Genomic DNA, 15,304 nt, shown 5'->3' on the forward strand with positions numbered 1-15,304 from the left:
GCTTCGCCACGTTGCCGCCCCTGCGTTTCAACAATGAAGATTACTTTACTGCAACATTCTTGCGTTCCGGGTACATTACCACCTGCACATAGTTGTGCATGTCCAGGTAGCGCTGCGCCGCCTGTTTGATGGCTTGCGGCGTGAGGGCGCGCACGCGCTGCTCGTAGCGCAGGATCTGCGCCGGGTCGCGGCCCTGCGTCACCGAACCCATCAACTGACTCATCCAGTAACGGTTTTCGCGCAGCGACTTTTGCTGGCGCGTGATCCAGTTCAGCTTGACTTTTTCCAGGTCGGCCGCCGATGGTCCGTCGGCCTTCATCTTGTTCATTTCAGCAAACGCGGCAGCGATTACCTTGTCCACGTTTTCGGGCCCCGTCGGCAAGTTCAGCGCCACCGAATAATGGCCGTACGGATGCTGGCCCATGGAAGTTTCGAAGCCGCCGCCGTAGATCATGCTCATCTTTTCACGCAGCACTTCGATGACTTTCAGGTTCAGCACCTCGCCCAGCGCCTGCAAGGTCAGCTTCTGCTCGTCCGAATACGCCACGTCGCCATTGAAGGTGATGGAAATCGTGCTTTTGGGCTCGCTGCCCATGTAGATATCTTTCTTGACGATCCCGCTCACCGGGCGCATGCCCACGTCGCGGTAGGCGTGCGCCACTTCGCCCACGGGCAAGGTGCCCAGGTAGCTGGCGATCAGCGGCTTGATCTTGTCGAGCTCGAAGCTGCCTGCAAAAATAAAGGTCATGTCGCGCGCGCTGGAAAAGCGCTGGCGGAAGATGTCCAGCGAGCGGTCCAGGCCCACCTTGTCGAAATCGGCCGCGCGCGGCACGCCATCGACGCGCGGGTTGTCGCCAAACGTGGCGTGCTGGACGGTATCGTAAAACACGGCTTCCGGCTGCGCCATGCTGTTTTTTGCCAGGTCCTGCTGCTTGCCGATGAAGGACTGGTACAGGCCCGCATCCTTGCGCACCTCATGGAAATACAGGGTCACGAGTTGCAGCATGGCTTCCACGTCGGCGCTGCTGGCCGAGCCACCAAAGCCTTCGCTCAGTTCGCCCAGCGAAGCGCCCACATTGACCGTCTTGCCGGCCAACACCTTTTGCAAGTCCAGCGGCGCCAGATCCTTCAAGCCCATGCTGCCGACCACGGCGCTGGCATAGCGGGCGTTATAGATGTCGGCGTCGCCGAACAGCGACTGGCCGCCGAAGCGGGTCGAGCCCATCAGCACCTGGTCATTCTTGAAATCCGTCGGTTTGAGCAGCACGCGCACGCCATTGCCCAGGGTCAGTTCCGTGACGCCGATGGCGCTATTGAGCTTTTCAGCGACGATGCTGCCGCCGGCCGGCGGACCATCCATCAGCTTGCTGGCCAGCACTTTTTCCGTGCGCGGCTCGACCTTTTGCCGCTCGGCTTGCGCCACCGCGTCGAGCAATTGCTGCTGCGTCGGCACAGCCGAACCCGTATCGCCTGCTTTCGGCTCGGCGCCCATGAAGACGACGAGTTTCTTTTGCTGGTCGGGAATCACCCTGGCGACAGTCTCATTGACTTCCTGCAAGGTTACCTGCGGCAAGAGTTCCTGCGCGTACAGCAATTCATTGGCGATGCCGGGGATGGCTTCCTGCTCCAGGAAGTTGCGCGAATACTCGGCCACAAAACCGGCAGAATCGGACTTGTCGCGTTCGCTGTGCGCGCGCTCGTAATTGCGCAGCATGTTCTTGCGCGCGCGGTCCAGCTCATCCTGGCTGAAACCGAAACGGCGCGCCCGCTCATCTTCCTGCACCAGCGCATCAACGGCCGGCTGCACGCCGCCCTTGCCCAGCAAGGCATACGCGCTGAACGATTCGTAGCCACGCACCAGCTTGCCCATGCTGCTGCCGCCCTGAATGAAGGGCGGGTTCGCCTGCTGCGTCAATTCCTGCATGCGCGCGCTGAGCATCTGGCCATACAGGTTTTCGATCATCTGACGGCGGTAATCGGCAATGGTGACGGCCTCTTGCGCGGCGCGGATCGGATAGCGGATGAAGACGGTGTCGTCCGGCGCTTCCTTGTCCGTGATCACCAGCGCTTCCGTCTGCGAGCGCTGCGGCACTTCCGCATACAGGCGCGGCCGCGGTTGCGCGGGGTTTTTCAGCTTGCCGAAATGCTGCTGGATCAGTTTTTCAGCCTGTTTCGGCTCCACGTCACCGACCACCATCACGGCCATCAGGTCGGGCCGGTACCAATCCTTGTAGAAACGCTTGATGGCTTCCGGCTTGAACGTTTTCAAGACGGCTTCCTTGCCGATCGGCATGCGCTCGGCATAACGCGAACCGTTCAGCAGCTTCGGATACAGCACCTTGTTCATGCGGTCGCTGGCGCCCTTGCCCAGGCGCGCCTCTTCCAGCACGATGCCGCGCTCGCTGTTGATGTCGGCCGGATTGAACTTCAAGCCATGCGCCCAGTCTTCCAGCACGAGAAAACCCTTTTCCAGGTTTTCCTTCTTGTTCGTCGGAATCGGCAGCACGTACACGGTTTCATCGAAGCTCGTGTAGGCGTTCAGGTCGGCGCCGAACTTCACGCCGATCGATTGCAAATACGAAATCAGTTCATTGCGCTTGAAATGCGTGGAGCCATTGAAGGCCATGTGTTCCGTGAAATGCGCCAGGCCTTGCTGGTCGTCATCTTCCAGGATGGAACCGGCTTTCACCACCAGGCGCAATTCCACTTTCTGCGCGGGACGGGCATTTTTCTTGATGTAATAGGTCAAGCCATTCGGCAATTTTCCTACAGTCACTTCTGGTGCCAGCGGCAGGGGATCGCTCAAACGGATTTCCGCCTGGGCCATGCAGGCGCACGCCAGCAAGACGGCGCCCGAGATCAGGCGTAATTTACTCAGCTTCATGTATTCTCAACGGTAAGATTCAGTAGGCATACCTTACACTGAAATCGTCTTTCCGCCATTAAAAACAGCTTAGGAAAAACGGCTTTCCCCAGGCAACTTCGCCGAATGACAAACTCAACAGTGACCTGCCAGCTTTTTTCAGTTGTGCTAAAGTATTGCCGCCGGTCATGTGGACCGGCACAACAATACGTCTTCGGGGCGGGGTGCGATTCCCCACCGGCGGTAAGACCGGCAACGGTCAAGCCCGCGAGCGCCTGTCAAACGTCGTTTGGCAGGGTCAGCAGATCTGGTGTGACTCCAGAGCCGACGGTATAGTCCGGATGAAAGAAGATGTGCAGTAAACGCGATTGTCCGCTCGACCTGTCGATGCGGCCTGCTGCGTCTATTCGCTTGCCCTGTTGCGTTTTTCGCTGATGCGAGGAGCGTTTCACCATGTTAGTCAACAGCTATACCCTGCTTTCCAGCGACCTCGAAGGTCGCATCCAATCCGCCCTGGCCGCCATGCGCGCCGGCATTCCCGTCATCCTGCTCGACGATTTCGACCGTGAAAACGAAGCCGACCTGATCCTGTCTGCCGAGAAACTCACGAATGAAACCATGGCCCTCTTGATCCGCGAATGCAGCGGCATCGTCTGCCTGTGCCTGCCCACCGACGTCGTCAGCGCGCTGGAATTGCCGCCCATGTCGCCCGACAACGGCAGCCGCTACGGCACGCCGTTTACGGTTTCCATCGAGGCGCGCGACGGCGTCACGACGGGCGTGTCGGCCGCCGACCGGGTCACCACCATCCGCGCCGCCATCGCGCCGAACGCCAAGCCGGCCGACCTGGTGCGCCCCGGCCACGTCTTTCCCCTGCGCGCCGCGCCCGGTGGCGTGCTCGAGCGCCGTGGCCACACGGAAGGCTCCGTCGACCTGTCGCGCATGGCGGGCCTGAACCCGGCCGCCGTGCTGTGCGAGCTGATGAATCCGGACGGCAGCATGATGCGCGGCGACGATATCGAGCGCTTCGCCGAACTGCACGGCATGCCGATACTCACCATCGAAGAACTGGTGGAATGGCGCAGCACGCGCGAACAGTAAGCGCTCTTCAGGCGGCCACGGCCTTCGGCAGATGCACGTGCCGGTAGACGAGGCCCGCCGCCAGGCCATACGCGACGGCAATTGTCGCGTAGGCCAGCGGCAAACGCAGCGACCAGTCCGGCACCATGTGCAGGATGCTGCCGATCAGGGCCACGCCCACCAGCGCGCCGATTTGCCGGTTCGCATTCAGGGCCGCCGCCGCGCTGTTCGCATGTTGCTTGCCGGCCACCCGCATCACGGTGGCCGTCATGGCGGGAATGGCGATGCCGATGGCCACGTTCATGATGGCCGTGCCCAGCGCCAGCAGCGCAAACGGCGTACCCGGACGCAAGCCCATCAGCAACAAGGCCATGACGGCCCCCACCAGCAAGCCGGCCAGCATGGGCCAGCGCGTGCCATGGCGCGCCGCGATACTTCCCGCCATGAAATTACCCACCGTATAGGCCGCCATCATAGGGAGCAGGCGCAAGCCCGACTGCAAGGCGTCGGCGCCGCCCGACTGCTGCAGGAACAGGCTCAACAAGAACAGTTGGCCAAACACGCAGAAATTGATCAAAAAACCCACGCCATTGGCCGCGCCAAAGCTGCTGCTGTGAAACAGTGCACGCGGCAACAGCGGATGGCTGCCGCTGCGTTCGCGCCGCAGCAATTGCCCGGCCGACAGCACCGTCAAGGCCCCCGCCGCCAGCACACCGGGCGACAGCCAGCCCAGCACGGGCCCTTCGATCAGCACGAAACTGAGACCCGCCAACGCCGCCACGCCCAGCGCATGGCTGAACAGCGATAAATCGCGCGGCTGGCGCGCTGGCGCCGCCAAGAGCACTTGCGCCATGACGATGGCCAGCACGCCCAGCGGCACATTCACCCAGAAGACGCTGCGCCAGCCGAACTGGTGCACGAGGATGCCGCCGATCAGGGGGCCGGACGCACCGGCCACGCCCACCAGCGCCGACCAGGCGCCCAGCATCCGCGTGCGCTCGCGCTCGTCGTCAAAGCTGTGCGTCAGCAGGCTGAGCGAGCTGGGCATGAACAGGGCCGCGCCCGCGCCCTGCAGCAAACGCGCCGCCGTCAGGAAGTGGCCATCAGGGGCGGCGCCGCACAAAATCGAGCCGAGGATGAAGATGCCCAGGCCGCCCTGGTACACGGCTTTCGGCCCGTAGCGGTCGGCCAGCGCGCCGCCGGCCAGCAGCAGCGCGGCAAACGTCAGGGTATAGCCGTCGACCACCCAGACCAGGCCCGTCAGCGGGATACGCAAATCCAGCGCGATATCGGACAAGGCCACGTTGACGGCCGTGACGTCAATCATCGCCATGACGAAGCCGAAAGCCAGGGTCAGCAAGATCAAGCCGCTGGCGCGGCGCGGTGTGGGGGCAGACATGGTATTCCTTGCAGAGACAGAAGGGCAGCCATTATGCGAGCGTTGCATGATGCAGTAAACAGGCATAAAATCGGCACCTTGATGCAAAAATGCATCATGAAAAAGGACAACAGAATGGACTGGGATAACGCGCGCATCTTTCTGGCCATCGGCCGGGCCGGCACCCTGCGCGGCGCGGCGGCCCTGCTGCGCATCGACCAGGCCACCTGCGGGCGCCGCCTGGCCGCGCTGGAAAGCTCGCTGGGCGCCACCCTGTTCCTGCGCACGCCGTCGGGCTACGTGCCCACGCCGGCCGGCGAACTGGCGCTCACGGCCGCCGAAGCGATGGAGCGAGCGGCCGACAAGATGCAGCGCGAGATGCAGGGCGTCGACAACCGTTTAAGCGGCCTGGTGCGCGTGGCCACCACCGACACCATGGCCAGCCATTTCGTCATCCGCGCCATGCAGCAGCTGCACGCGGCCCACCCGGACATCCGCATCGTGCTCAACGTGGCGCCGGCATTGGCCAGCCTGACGCGGCGCGAAGCGGACCTGGCCGTGCGCGGCGTGCGCCCCACCGACCCGGATCTGATCTCGCGCCACCTGGTCAAGCGCAGCCTGGGCCTGTACGCGTCAAAAAGCTACCTGGCCGAGCGGGGCGAACCCGTGCGCGGCACGGCGCTGGCCGGACACGACATCGTCATCTACCACCATTCCGTCACGCCGCGCCATGGCGACAAAATCGCCGGCGAATCCGTCGCCAACGCCCGCGTCGCAATGGAAGTCAATTCGGCGGCGATGCTGCAGGAAGCCACGCGCGCGGGCCTGGGCGTGGCCGAGCTGGCCACCCACTTGGGCGACATCGACCCGCAACTGGTGCGCATCTGGCCCGAGCGGGCGGAAAGCTACGACGTATGGCTGGTCATGCATGCCGACCTGAACCGCTCTGCCCGCGTGCGCGCGGCGGCCGACGCCATCATTGCCAGCGTGGCCAGCGCAGCCGGCCAATAGCGGGCTTGCCAGGCACGGCCGCACGGCTGGACAATCGCTTGTATCGAACGCATCCAATGTTAAGATGCCATGATGACCCTATCCGTCTCCCTCATCATCAGCCTGCGCCGCCTGCACCGGGCCACCATGGCCTGGCTGGTCAGCTGGTGGCGCATGCTGCATTTCGCCACCCTCGTGTTTTCGCTGGCCCTGTCGCCGTCAAGCTATAACCGCGACAACCGCCCCATCCTCGCGCACCGCCTGGTGACGAATACGGCGCCGAACCTGGTCTGGTTCAGCGTGGCCTGCGCGCTCGTCAGCCTGGTGCTGATACGCATCGTCGTCGTCAGCGCGCAAAGCTACGGCCTGTCGCGCTATGCGCTGGAAATGGTGGTGCGCGTGCTGGTGCTGGAACTGATACCGCTGACGGCCGCCCTGTTCGTCGCGCTGCGCCTGACCTTGCCCGACGGCATTGCGTTCGCGCAAATGCGCTCGTCCGGCATGCTCGATACCATGCAGCGCCAGGGCGTCGACCTGCTGCGCCGCGAATACTTTCCGCGCGTCATGTCCGGCATCTTCGCCGTGTGGATGCTGGCCATCGTCAGCTGCGTCACCTCGCTGATCCTCGCGTATGTCACCATCTATGGTTTCACGCCGTGGGCGCTGCAAGGCTACACGCGCGTCGTCGGGCAGATCTTCAATCCGGCCGTGGCGCTGATTTTGATGCTCAAGGTCATCTTCTTCAGCTTTGCCGTGGCCCTGATTCCGCTGGCCTCGTCATACTATCCGGAGGAGCCGCATGGCCGGCGCAACCGGCTGTGGGCCGCGCACGGCCTGTCCGAAATGCTGCGCCTGTTTTCCGTCATCCTGCTGATCGAAGTGGCTTCGCTGATGGGCAATTACTACTGATGCCCCGCCGCCGCCAGCGATCCCCGAACCACCCATACGAGAGCCAGAAGCCATGAGCCAACCTCCAAATCCCGACCAGACCGACGTCACGGCGCCCGACGCCGTTTTGCCCGCCCCGCCGCCCGTGCGCCACGCCGAACTGAAGGCGGCCATCCTGCTCGTCTTCATGTTCGTGCTGGTGGTCGGCTCCGTCGTCTACCTGATGTATGCGCGCGGCGCCTTCGAAGCCACGCAAACGCTGGTGCTGACGGCCGACGATTCGGACGGCGTGGGCGTGGGCGCCGACCTGACCTTTTCCGGCTTTCCCATCGGCCGCGTGCAGCGCATCGAACTGGCGCCGGACGGACGCGCGCGCGTCATCATCGACGTGCCGCGCAAAGATGCGCACTGGCTGCGCAGCAGCTCCATCTTCACGCTGGAGCGGGGCATCGTCGGCGGCGCCAAGCTGCGCGCCTACAGCGGCATCCTGACGGACCCGCCGCTGCCCGACGACGCCACGCGCGACTTGCTGGTGGGCGACATGGCGGCGGAAATCCCGCGCCTGCTGGCCGCCGCGAAAGACTTGCTGAACAACCTGGGCAACCTGACGGGCACCGATTCCGCGCTCGACGGCACCCTGCGCAATGTGCAGGCGGTGACGGGCAAGCTGAGCGGCCCGGGCGGCGCCATGGGTCTGCTGACGGGCGACGACAAGCAGTCGCGCCTGCTGGTCGAGCGGGCCAACGCCCTGCTGGTCACGGCGGACCAGCTGGCGCGCCGCACGGATGGCCTGGTGGCCAATGCCGACACGCGCGTCTTCGGCGACAAGGGCGTGATGACGGATGCGCAGGCCACCATCGTGCAGCTGAACGCGCTGCTGGCCGACACGCGCGCCAGCCTGAAAAAAGTCGACGCCGTGCTGGTCGAAGCGCAAGCCGTGGGCGCCAACGCCAAAGCGGCCACAGCCGACCTGGGCCCGCTGCGCGCGGACGTGGAAAGCAATCTGCGCAAGGTCGAGCAGCTGGTCAATGACATCAACCGCAAATGGCCGTTCAAGCGCAATCCGGAGATCAAACTGCCATGAGAAAACTCAACGTCACCCTGTCCGCACTGACCCTGACCGCGCTCGCCGCCTGCTCCAGCGGCCCGCCCGTGCCGGACTGGAAGATGAATGCGCAAAGTTCCATCGAGCGCTTTCAAGCGGCTTACTTGAATGGCAACGCCCTGGTCGAGCAGACGGAATTCCGGCGCGCCCGCAGCCAGGTGGCCGGCACGGGCAAGCTTGACCTCGTGGCGCGCATCGAACTGCTGCGCTGCGCCGCGCGCGTGGCCAGCCTGGCCTTCGAGGACTGCGCCGGCTTTGAGGCCTTGCGCGCCGACGCGAACGACGCCGACCGCGCGTATGCGGCTTACTTGGCCGGCAAGGCGCAGGTGGCCGACATCGCCCTGCTGCCGGAAACGCAGCGCGCGCCAGCCGCTGCCGGCTCGGACACGGCCGCCGCCAGCGCCGTGGCGGCCATCGCTGACCCGCTGTCGCAGCTGGTGGCGGCCGGCGTGCTGCTGCGCTCGGGCCGCGCCACGCCGGCGCTGCTCGATACGGCCGTGGCCACCGCCTCGGACCAGGGCTGGCGCCGCCCGTTGCTGGCGTGGCTGGGCGGGCAGCGCCTGCGCGCCGAACAGGCGGGCGACACGCAAGCGGCGCAGCGCATTGCGCGGCGCATGGCGATCATCGAGCAGCCGCTGGCCCCCTGAACGTGCCGATGGCGGCCCAAGGCAGGCAGAATCAGGCATAATTCAGCCAGGATGACAGCAATGCCGTGCAGGCAGCGAGGTGTGACGATGCAGTTCGAGGATTTCGACTTTTCCACCCCCGAGGCCGGCAAGCACGGCGAGGGGCCGCCGGCCGATGACACACCGGCCGCCACGGCCGTACGCCTGCAATACCTGCTCGACAATACGCCCTCCATCATCTATTGCACCGTGCCCAGCGGCGACTTCAAGATGACCTTCGTCAGCAACAATGCCTTGAACGTGCTGGGCTACCAGCCCGAGGAGATGGTGGCCGACCCCAACTTCTGGTTCGACCACATCCACCCCGACGATGCGCCCGGCATCTTTTCCAGCCTGGCGCAGATCTTCGTCGAAGGCGCGCGCGCCTATGAATACCGCTTCCGCGTGCGCGACGGCAGCTATCTGTGGATGCACGACAGCCTGCGCCTGGTGCGCGACGAGCATGGCGTGCCGTTCGAGGTGATCGGCTCGCTGACGGACATCACGGAACGCAAGCGCATGGAAGCGATGCTGCAGGCGCGCGGCGAAGAACAGCAACTACTGATCAGCAAGTTGCAGGAAGCGCACGACCAGCTGCTGCAATCGGAAAAAATGGCTTCCATCGGCCAGCTGGCGGCCGGCATCGCGCATGAAATCAACAACCCGATCGGCTTCGTCAATTCCAACATGAGTTCGCTGCAAGGCTACGTCGGCACCCTGTTCGGCGTCATCGGGCAATATGAAGCGGCGATGCGCGAGACGCCCGACGGCCCTGCCCTGGCCGCACGCGTGGCCGAGGTACGCGCGCAGGCCGACCTGGCCTTCCTGCAGGACGACATGGTGGACCTGGTGCGCGAATCGATGGATGGCTTGAAGCGCGTGCGCGACATCGTGCAGGCGCTGAAGGACTTTTCCCACGTGGGCGAGACGGACTGGCAAGTGGCCAGCCTGCACGCGGGCCTGGACAGCACCTTGAATATCGTCGCCAACGAATTGAAATACAAGGCGCGCATCGAGAAACACTATGGCGAACTGCCGCAGATACTGTGCCTGGCCTCGCAGCTGAACCAGGTCTTCATGAACCTGCTCGTCAACGCGGGCCAGGCCATCAGCAGCGACGGCGTGATCAGCATCCGCACGGGCCACGCGGGCGACTGGGTGTGGGTGGAAATCGGCGACACGGGCGCCGGCATCGCACCCGAGCACCTGAACCGCATCTTCGAGCCATTCTTCACCACCAAGGCCGTGGGCAGCGGCACGGGCCTGGGACTGTCGCTGTCATATGGCATCGTCAACAAGCATGGCGGGCGCATCGAGGTGGCGTCCGAAGTGGGCCAGGGCACGCGCTTTACCGTGCACCTGCCGCTGCAGCCGCCTGGCGCCGCGAAGGCCTAGGCGTCTTTCGGCGGCGCGTACACGCGGATGCTCAGGCGCCCGCCATTCTTGCCTTCGAAATCGAGCAGCTGGGAAATCACGCGGGCCGTCAGCACGTGTTCGGCCGCCAGCAGCATCAGGCCGTCGCGGCTGATCAGGTCGCGCGACAGCGTCATGCCCGGCTCCAGCTGGCCTGACAGCACGGTCAGGTCGCGCGCCGGCGGCTCCGTCTCTTCCATGATGCTGCGGAAAGCGGCCACCACGGCCGGGTCGTAGCGCTTGCCGACGCTGTCGTAGATCAGGGTGCGCGCTTCGTCGGCGCGCAGGCTGCGCTGCACCATGGCGCCGATCTGCAAGCCGTCGTAGTCGGACGCCAGCGCCAGGATGCGCGCGCCCATGGGAATGGCCAGGCCCACCAGGCCATCGGGAAAGCCGCCGCCGTCGAAGCGCTCCAGCTGCGAGCGCAGGATGACGGAGACGGCGCGCAGCTCGTCGAGCGCCATCAATAATTGTTCGGCGCGCAGCGGATGCTTGCGGAACGCGGCCAGCTGCTCGCCCGTCCAGGCGCTGGCCGGCAGTTCCAGCACATCGTCACTCAAGCTGAGCTTGCCGATATCCTTGAGCAGGGCCGCGATGAACACGTCGCGCGCCTCCTGCCCTTCCAGGCCCAGCGCCTGCGCCAGCTTGCGCGACAGCTCGGCCACCCGCCGCGCATGGCCGGCCAGCTTGCCGCCGCGCATCTCGATCAGGTTGGAAAACACCTTGATGGTCGTCACGAACGTGGCTTTCAGGCGTTCATTGGCCGCCTGCACCTCGTCGTGCGACTGTTTCAGCTGCTGCGTGCGCGTGGCCACCTTCGCTTCCAGGCTGGCGTTGAGCGCCTGCAGCTGCACGTTCTGGCTGGCCGTCAGCGCTTCGAGGCGCAGTTTTTCCTGCTCCAGCGCGCGCCGTTCCAGCGCGTGGCGCACCACCAGCACGATATCGTTTTCGTCCCACGGCTTGGTCACGTAGCGGTAGATTTCGCCCTGGTTGATGGCGTCGAGGATGGACTGGATGTCGGCATAGCCCGTCAGCAGCAAGCGGATGGTGCCGGGCCAGCGCTGGCGCACCTGGGCCAGGAATTGCGCGCCATCCATGTACGGCATGCGCATGTCGGAAATGACCAGGTCCACCGTCTCGCTCTCGAGCAGGGCCAGGCCGGCCGCGCCGCCGTCGGCCGTCAGCACGCGGTAGCCGTGCGGGCGGAACAAGCGCCGCAGCGACGAGAGGATATTCGGTTCGTCATCGACGCACAGGATGGTCGGCGGCGCGGCCGCGGTGCTGGCGCTGGTGCTTGTACTGGTGCTGGTACTGATGCTCATGCTGTCCTGTTCGGTCATGGTACGGCGGCCTGCGCCTGGCGCACGGGCAAGGTGATGCGGAAGGTGGTGCCGCGGCCGATGATGCTGCGCACGTCGATGCGGCCATGGTGTTTCTGCACCGTGGTGTAGGCCAGCGACAGGCCCAGCCCCGTGCCCTTGCCGACGGCCTTGGTGGTAAAGAAGGGATCAAAGATGCGCGACAGGTGTTCGGGCGCGATGCCGCCGCCCGTGTCCTCGACCTCGATCCACACCTCCGCCGCGTTGTCGCTGCCCGTGCGCAAGGTGATGCGTCCGCGCTCCTCGCCCATGGCGTGGGCCGCGTTGACGACCAGGTTCATGATCACCTGGTTCAGTTCGGACGGCTGGCATTCGATATCGGGAATATCGCCATATTCGCGCACCACGTCGGCCTTGTACTTGACCTCGTTATTCACGATATTGAGCGTGGTATCGATGCCCTGGCGCAGGTCGGCCCAGACCCACTCCTGGTGCGCATCCGTGCGCGAAAAATCCTTCAGGTCCTGCACGATGCGGCGCACGCGCGAAATGCCTTCCTTCGACTCGCCCATCAGCATCGGTATGTCGGTGCGCAGGAAGTCCAGGTCGATCTGTTCGCGCAAGGCGCGCAGGCGCGCCGCCACCACCGGGTCGGCCACGGCCGGCTCGGCTTCCTCGTAGGCGTCGAGCATGCTGAACAGGTCGTCCAGGTAGCCTTCCAGGGTGCCGAAGTTGGAAAACACATAGCCGATGGGATTGTTGATCTCGTGCGCCACGCCGGCGGCCAGCTGGCCGATCGAGGCCAGCTTTTCCGACTGCAGCAGCTTTTGCTGGGCCAGCGACAGCTTGCTGTTCAATTCCGTCAGGGCCAGGTTACGTTCGCGCAATTCCAGATCGGCGATCTGGCGCTGGCGGATATCGTCGGCCAGGCGCTCATTCATTTCGGCCAGCTGGGCCGTGCGCTTGGCCACCAGGTGTTCCAGGTTGTCGTGCGCCTTGCGCAGCGCCAGTTCGGCCAGGCGCCGCTCGCTCACGTCGCGCAGCGTTTCGATGGCGCCCACCAGACGTCCCTGGCGGTCGCGCAGGGGTGCCGCCGTGAAATGCAGCCAGTGGCCGTCGGGGCCGATATCGGCAAAGAAATCCTCGGCCTCGAAGGCACCGGGAATGACGGGTGAACGCTTCAGCTTGCCAAGGTAAAGGTCATTTTCACCGAGCGCGATATCGTCGGCCACCAGCAGGTCGGCCAGGCAGGCGCGCGGCTGCGGATAAAACGCCTTCCAGTGGTCGCGCGTGCCAACCATCTCGGCGGCCGTAAAGCCCAGCAACTGTTCGCAGGCGCTGTTCCAGTGCGTCACCACATGCTCCGTATCGATGGCGAAGGTGGCCACGGGATGGCCGTCGAAAAATGCCGATAGCGCGATGGTGTCGCCCTGGCGGCGTTCCGGCGTGGCGGGCAATGCCTTTCGTGCGTCTGTTTCCATGGCCTCTTTCTTGTTCATGCCAGCATGATCCGCGACATTTCATCGAAGGTGTGTTCGGTTTGCCCCAGCAGTGCCAGCCAGGCCGGCTCGTCCAGCGCGATGCTGCGCCAGCCCGTCGGCGACAGGGCCGGCACCAGCGCATCGTCGATGCCGGCCAGGTCGAGCCCCAGGGCGACGGCATTGGCCATGTGCACGACCAGCGGCAAGCCGCCCGCCTCCAGGCGGTCGATGGCGTGGTGGTCGGCCACCGCCTGCTGTATCGCCTCGGGAAACTTCCAGTAGGCGGCCAGGGCGCTGCCCACTTGCGCGTGATCGATGCCGATGACGGCCAGTTCGGCCTCGGCCATCTGGCAGTCATGCGCCTGGCGGTAGCTGCGCACGAGCGCGTGCTCGGCCGGGAAGCGCGTCACCAGCACCAGGGTGCCCAGGTCGTGCAGCAGGCCGGCCGTGAACGCCGTCTCGGGATTGACGCGCAGGTGCGGCGCCAGCAGGCGCGCGGCGATGGCCGTGGCCAGCGAGTGACGCCAGAACGCCTTGAAATCGAAGCCGCCGGCCACCGGCGCGAAGCTGCCCGTCAGGGCGCAGGCCGTGACGACGGTGCGGATGCTGTGAAACCCCAGCACGGACACGGCTTGCGGAATGCTGGTGACCTTCGATTGCATGCCGTAGAACGAGGAGTTGGCGATGCGCAGAGTCTTTGCGGCCAGGGCCTGGTCCAGTTCGATCTTTTGCGCCAGCACATGCACGTCCGTATCGTCCTGGTCCATGCTCGACAGCAGCTCCAGCACCACCACCGGCAGCGAAGGCAGTTCCTGTATCTGGCGGATGATATGTTCAAAACTGAGCCGTGTCATGCCGCGCCCCCTTGCCGGTAGCGCTGCAGCAGCGCCAGCAGTTCAGCCCCGGGGGAATCGGGCGGCGTGGCGCGGAACAGCACGGCCAGCCGTTCCAGGCGGCGCAAGCGTTCCTGCTCGGCATGCGCCTGCGCGGCCGGGTCCGGCGCCTCGTCCATGACGACATGGCAGCGCTCCACATTGCGCCTGCGCAAGGCCGTCAGGCTGGCCGCCGTCAGGGTGGCGCCACGGGCCAGCAACACGGCGCCGCTGGCGTCGCTCAGCGCCTGCGCCAGCACCATGCCCTCTCTTGCCTGCTCCATGGAAATCTCGCGGCCGCTTTCACTCACGCTTTCACTCATGTATCGGCTCCGTGACGGCTCAGGGTGACGAGGCTGCCGCGCGAGCGCGAATGCAAGCCCATCGGATGGACTGCCACGACATACGGCTGGCCGTCGATGGCGGCCAAGCGGGGCGTGTCCTGCCCGTCGAACAGTTGCGGCAAGACCAGCGCCGCCTCGTTGCCCAGCAGGGCCGCGCCCCGCTCGAACAGGTTGGCTGCCGACGCGTTGATGAAGGCGATCATGCCTTCGTCGTCGAGCCCGATCACGGGCAGCGGCAGAAATTGCAGTACTTCGCGCGCGATGCCCAGGCTGACCTCATCGCGGCTGATCTGGTGCTGCTGCTGGTTCACCAGCGCCTGCATGGCGGCATTGGCCGCCGCCAGCGCCTGGTTGGCGTCGCGCAGTTGCGCATTCAGGCGCACATTGTCGTCGTCGATGCCCTTCAGGCGAAAGGCTTCGGCAATATGTTCGCGCAGCTGATGGTCTTCCCAGGGCTTGGTGAGGAACTTGAAGATGGCGCCCTCATTGACGGCGTCCGTGACGGCCTGCAACTCGGTATAGCCCGACAACATGATGCGGATGGTTTGCGGACACTGCAGCTTGGCCTTGCGCAGGAAGTCGGCGCCCAGCATGCCGGGCATGCGCTGGTCAGACACGATGACGTCGACCGCATTGCTGTCCAGCACGTCCAGACCTTCCTGGCCGCTGTTGGCCGTGAGGATATGGTAGCCATCGCGCCGCAGCAGGCGCTTGAGGGAAGCGAGGATATTCGGCTCGTCATCGACCAGCAGCAAGGTGCGCCGCTGCGCCGCAGGCTGCTGTACGGCGTCCGCCGCCAGCACCGCAGTACCCGGCATACCATGCTCGTCGTGCACATCCATCGGACCATCCTCTCATCGCCACGGCGATATGGAAGCTTGCCTGGAGCGGGAATCTGCCGCGCGG

Annotated in this window: 13 protein-coding genes and 1 riboswitch; of the genes, 6 read left to right on the forward strand and 7 right to left on the reverse strand. The window is 65.0% G+C overall.

Going from position 1 to position 15,304, the window contains the following annotated elements:
• Window positions 1–40: 40 nt before the first annotated feature.
• Window positions 41–2,884 carry a M16 family metallopeptidase gene (locus CLU91_RS07685; RefSeq protein ID WP_100873678.1) on the reverse strand — a complete coding sequence of 948 codons (2,844 nt, stop codon included), beginning with the start codon at window positions 2,882–2,884 and terminating at the stop codon, window positions 41–43.
• 185 nt (window positions 2,885–3,069) lie between these two features.
• Window positions 3,070–3,220: riboswitch (FMN riboswitch) on the forward strand.
• A gap of 96 nt (window positions 3,221–3,316) precedes the next feature.
• On the opposite strand from CLU91_RS07685, the gene ribB reads away from it, so the two are divergent.
• Window positions 3,317–3,964 (forward strand): 3,4-dihydroxy-2-butanone-4-phosphate synthase, encoded by a 648-nt coding sequence (gene ribB / locus CLU91_RS07690; RefSeq protein ID WP_100873679.1) that lies wholly within the window; start codon window positions 3,317–3,319, stop codon window positions 3,962–3,964.
• A gap of 7 nt (window positions 3,965–3,971) precedes the next feature.
• On the opposite strand, the gene CLU91_RS07695 is transcribed toward ribB, so the two are convergent.
• Window positions 3,972–5,342: an MFS transporter gene (locus CLU91_RS07695; protein WP_100873680.1), complete on the reverse strand. Its 1,371-nt coding sequence runs from the start codon at window positions 5,340–5,342 to the stop codon at window positions 3,972–3,974.
• A gap of 114 nt (window positions 5,343–5,456) precedes the next feature.
• On the opposite strand from CLU91_RS07695, the gene CLU91_RS07700 reads away from it, so the two are divergent.
• The 5 genes from CLU91_RS07700 to CLU91_RS07720 all read left to right on the forward strand — a co-directional run bounded on the left by CLU91_RS07700 (window position 5,457) and on the right by CLU91_RS07720 (window position 10,364).
• Window positions 5,457–6,332 carry a LysR family transcriptional regulator gene (locus CLU91_RS07700; RefSeq protein WP_100876628.1) on the forward strand — a complete coding sequence of 292 codons (876 nt, stop codon included), beginning with the start codon at window positions 5,457–5,459 and terminating at the stop codon, window positions 6,330–6,332.
• Window positions 6,333–6,404: 72 nt separating this feature from the next.
• Window positions 6,405–7,220 (forward strand): MlaE family ABC transporter permease, encoded by an 816-nt coding sequence (locus CLU91_RS07705; protein WP_100876629.1) that lies wholly within the window; start codon window positions 6,405–6,407, stop codon window positions 7,218–7,220.
• 52 nt (window positions 7,221–7,272) lie between these two features.
• Complete coding sequence (locus CLU91_RS07710; protein ID WP_100873681.1) at window positions 7,273–8,283, forward strand: MlaD family protein; 1,011 nt, start codon at window positions 7,273–7,275, stop codon at window positions 8,281–8,283.
• Window positions 8,280–8,951, forward strand: a complete 672-nt coding sequence (locus tag CLU91_RS07715; RefSeq protein ID WP_100873682.1) for a hypothetical protein — start codon at window positions 8,280–8,282, stop codon at window positions 8,949–8,951. The genes CLU91_RS07710 and CLU91_RS07715 overlap by 4 nt, the downstream gene beginning before the upstream one ends.
• Before the next feature lie 87 nt (window positions 8,952–9,038).
• On the forward strand, window positions 9,039–10,364 hold the full coding sequence (locus tag CLU91_RS07720) for an ATP-binding protein (protein WP_100873683.1): 1,326 nt from the start codon (window positions 9,039–9,041) through the stop codon (window positions 10,362–10,364).
• Here the strand turns inward: CLU91_RS07720 and CLU91_RS07725 are convergent.
• Genes CLU91_RS07725 through CLU91_RS07745 form a run of 5 tightly spaced genes read right to left on the reverse strand, consistent with a single transcriptional unit; the run spans window position 10,361 to window position 15,216 of the window.
• Complete coding sequence (locus CLU91_RS07725; RefSeq protein WP_100876630.1) at window positions 10,361–11,704, reverse strand: HD domain-containing phosphohydrolase; 1,344 nt, start codon at window positions 11,702–11,704, stop codon at window positions 10,361–10,363. The genes CLU91_RS07720 and CLU91_RS07725 overlap by 4 nt on opposite strands.
• Window positions 11,705–11,718: 14 nt before the next feature.
• Complete coding sequence (locus CLU91_RS07730) at window positions 11,719–13,200, reverse strand: ATP-binding protein (RefSeq protein WP_232730664.1); 1,482 nt, start codon at window positions 13,198–13,200, stop codon at window positions 11,719–11,721.
• Complete coding sequence (locus tag CLU91_RS07735) at window positions 13,197–14,036, reverse strand: HDOD domain-containing protein (protein ID WP_100873684.1); 840 nt, start codon at window positions 14,034–14,036, stop codon at window positions 13,197–13,199. The genes CLU91_RS07730 and CLU91_RS07735 overlap by 4 nt, the downstream gene beginning before the upstream one ends.
• On the reverse strand, window positions 14,033–14,377 hold the full coding sequence (locus tag CLU91_RS27815; RefSeq protein ID WP_157814642.1) for a hypothetical protein: 345 nt from the start codon (window positions 14,375–14,377) through the stop codon (window positions 14,033–14,035). Before CLU91_RS27815 ends, CLU91_RS07735 begins: the two co-directional genes overlap by 4 nt.
• A complete protein-coding gene (locus CLU91_RS07745) occupies window positions 14,374–15,216 on the reverse strand; it encodes a response regulator (protein ID WP_232730665.1) in 843 nt (280 codons plus the stop codon). Before CLU91_RS07745 ends, CLU91_RS27815 begins: the two co-directional genes overlap by 4 nt.
• Window positions 15,217–15,304: the final 88 nt, after the last annotated feature.

Origin of the sequence: Janthinobacterium sp. 64 (genome assembly GCF_002813325.1) — a bacterium.
Taxonomy (GTDB): domain Bacteria; phylum Pseudomonadota; class Gammaproteobacteria; order Burkholderiales; family Burkholderiaceae_D; genus Janthinobacterium.

Excerpts from the sequence above, each read along its gene's own strand:
- CLU91_RS07685 (WP_100873678.1), bottom strand. The coding sequence starts at position 2,884 with ATGAAGCTGAGTAAATTACGCCTGATCTCGGGCGCCGTCTTGCTGGCG.
- ribB (WP_100873679.1), top strand. The coding sequence starts at position 3,317 with ATGTTAGTCAACAGCTATACCCTGCTTTCCAGCGACCTCGAAGGTCGC.
- CLU91_RS07695 (WP_100873680.1), bottom strand. The coding sequence starts at position 5,342 with ATGTCTGCCCCCACACCGCGCCGCGCCAGCGGCTTGATCTTGCTGACC.
- CLU91_RS07700 (WP_100876628.1), top strand. The coding sequence starts at position 5,457 with ATGGACTGGGATAACGCGCGCATCTTTCTGGCCATCGGCCGGGCCGGC.
- CLU91_RS07705 (WP_100876629.1), top strand. The coding sequence starts at position 6,405 with ATGACCCTATCCGTCTCCCTCATCATCAGCCTGCGCCGCCTGCACCGG.
- CLU91_RS07710 (WP_100873681.1), top strand. The coding sequence starts at position 7,273 with ATGAGCCAACCTCCAAATCCCGACCAGACCGACGTCACGGCGCCCGAC.
- CLU91_RS07715 (WP_100873682.1), top strand. The coding sequence starts at position 8,280 with ATGAGAAAACTCAACGTCACCCTGTCCGCACTGACCCTGACCGCGCTC.
- CLU91_RS07720 (WP_100873683.1), top strand. The coding sequence starts at position 9,039 with ATGCAGTTCGAGGATTTCGACTTTTCCACCCCCGAGGCCGGCAAGCAC.
- CLU91_RS07725 (WP_100876630.1), bottom strand. The coding sequence starts at position 11,704 with ATGAGCATCAGTACCAGCACCAGTACAAGCACCAGCGCCAGCACCGCG.
- CLU91_RS07730 (WP_232730664.1), bottom strand. The coding sequence starts at position 13,200 with ATGAACAAGAAAGAGGCCATGGAAACAGACGCACGAAAGGCATTGCCC.
- CLU91_RS07735 (WP_100873684.1), bottom strand. The coding sequence starts at position 14,036 with ATGACACGGCTCAGTTTTGAACATATCATCCGCCAGATACAGGAACTG.
- CLU91_RS27815 (WP_157814642.1), bottom strand. The coding sequence starts at position 14,377 with ATGAGTGAAAGCGTGAGTGAAAGCGGCCGCGAGATTTCCATGGAGCAG.
- CLU91_RS07745 (WP_232730665.1), bottom strand. The coding sequence starts at position 15,216 with ATGCCGGGTACTGCGGTGCTGGCGGCGGACGCCGTACAGCAGCCTGCG.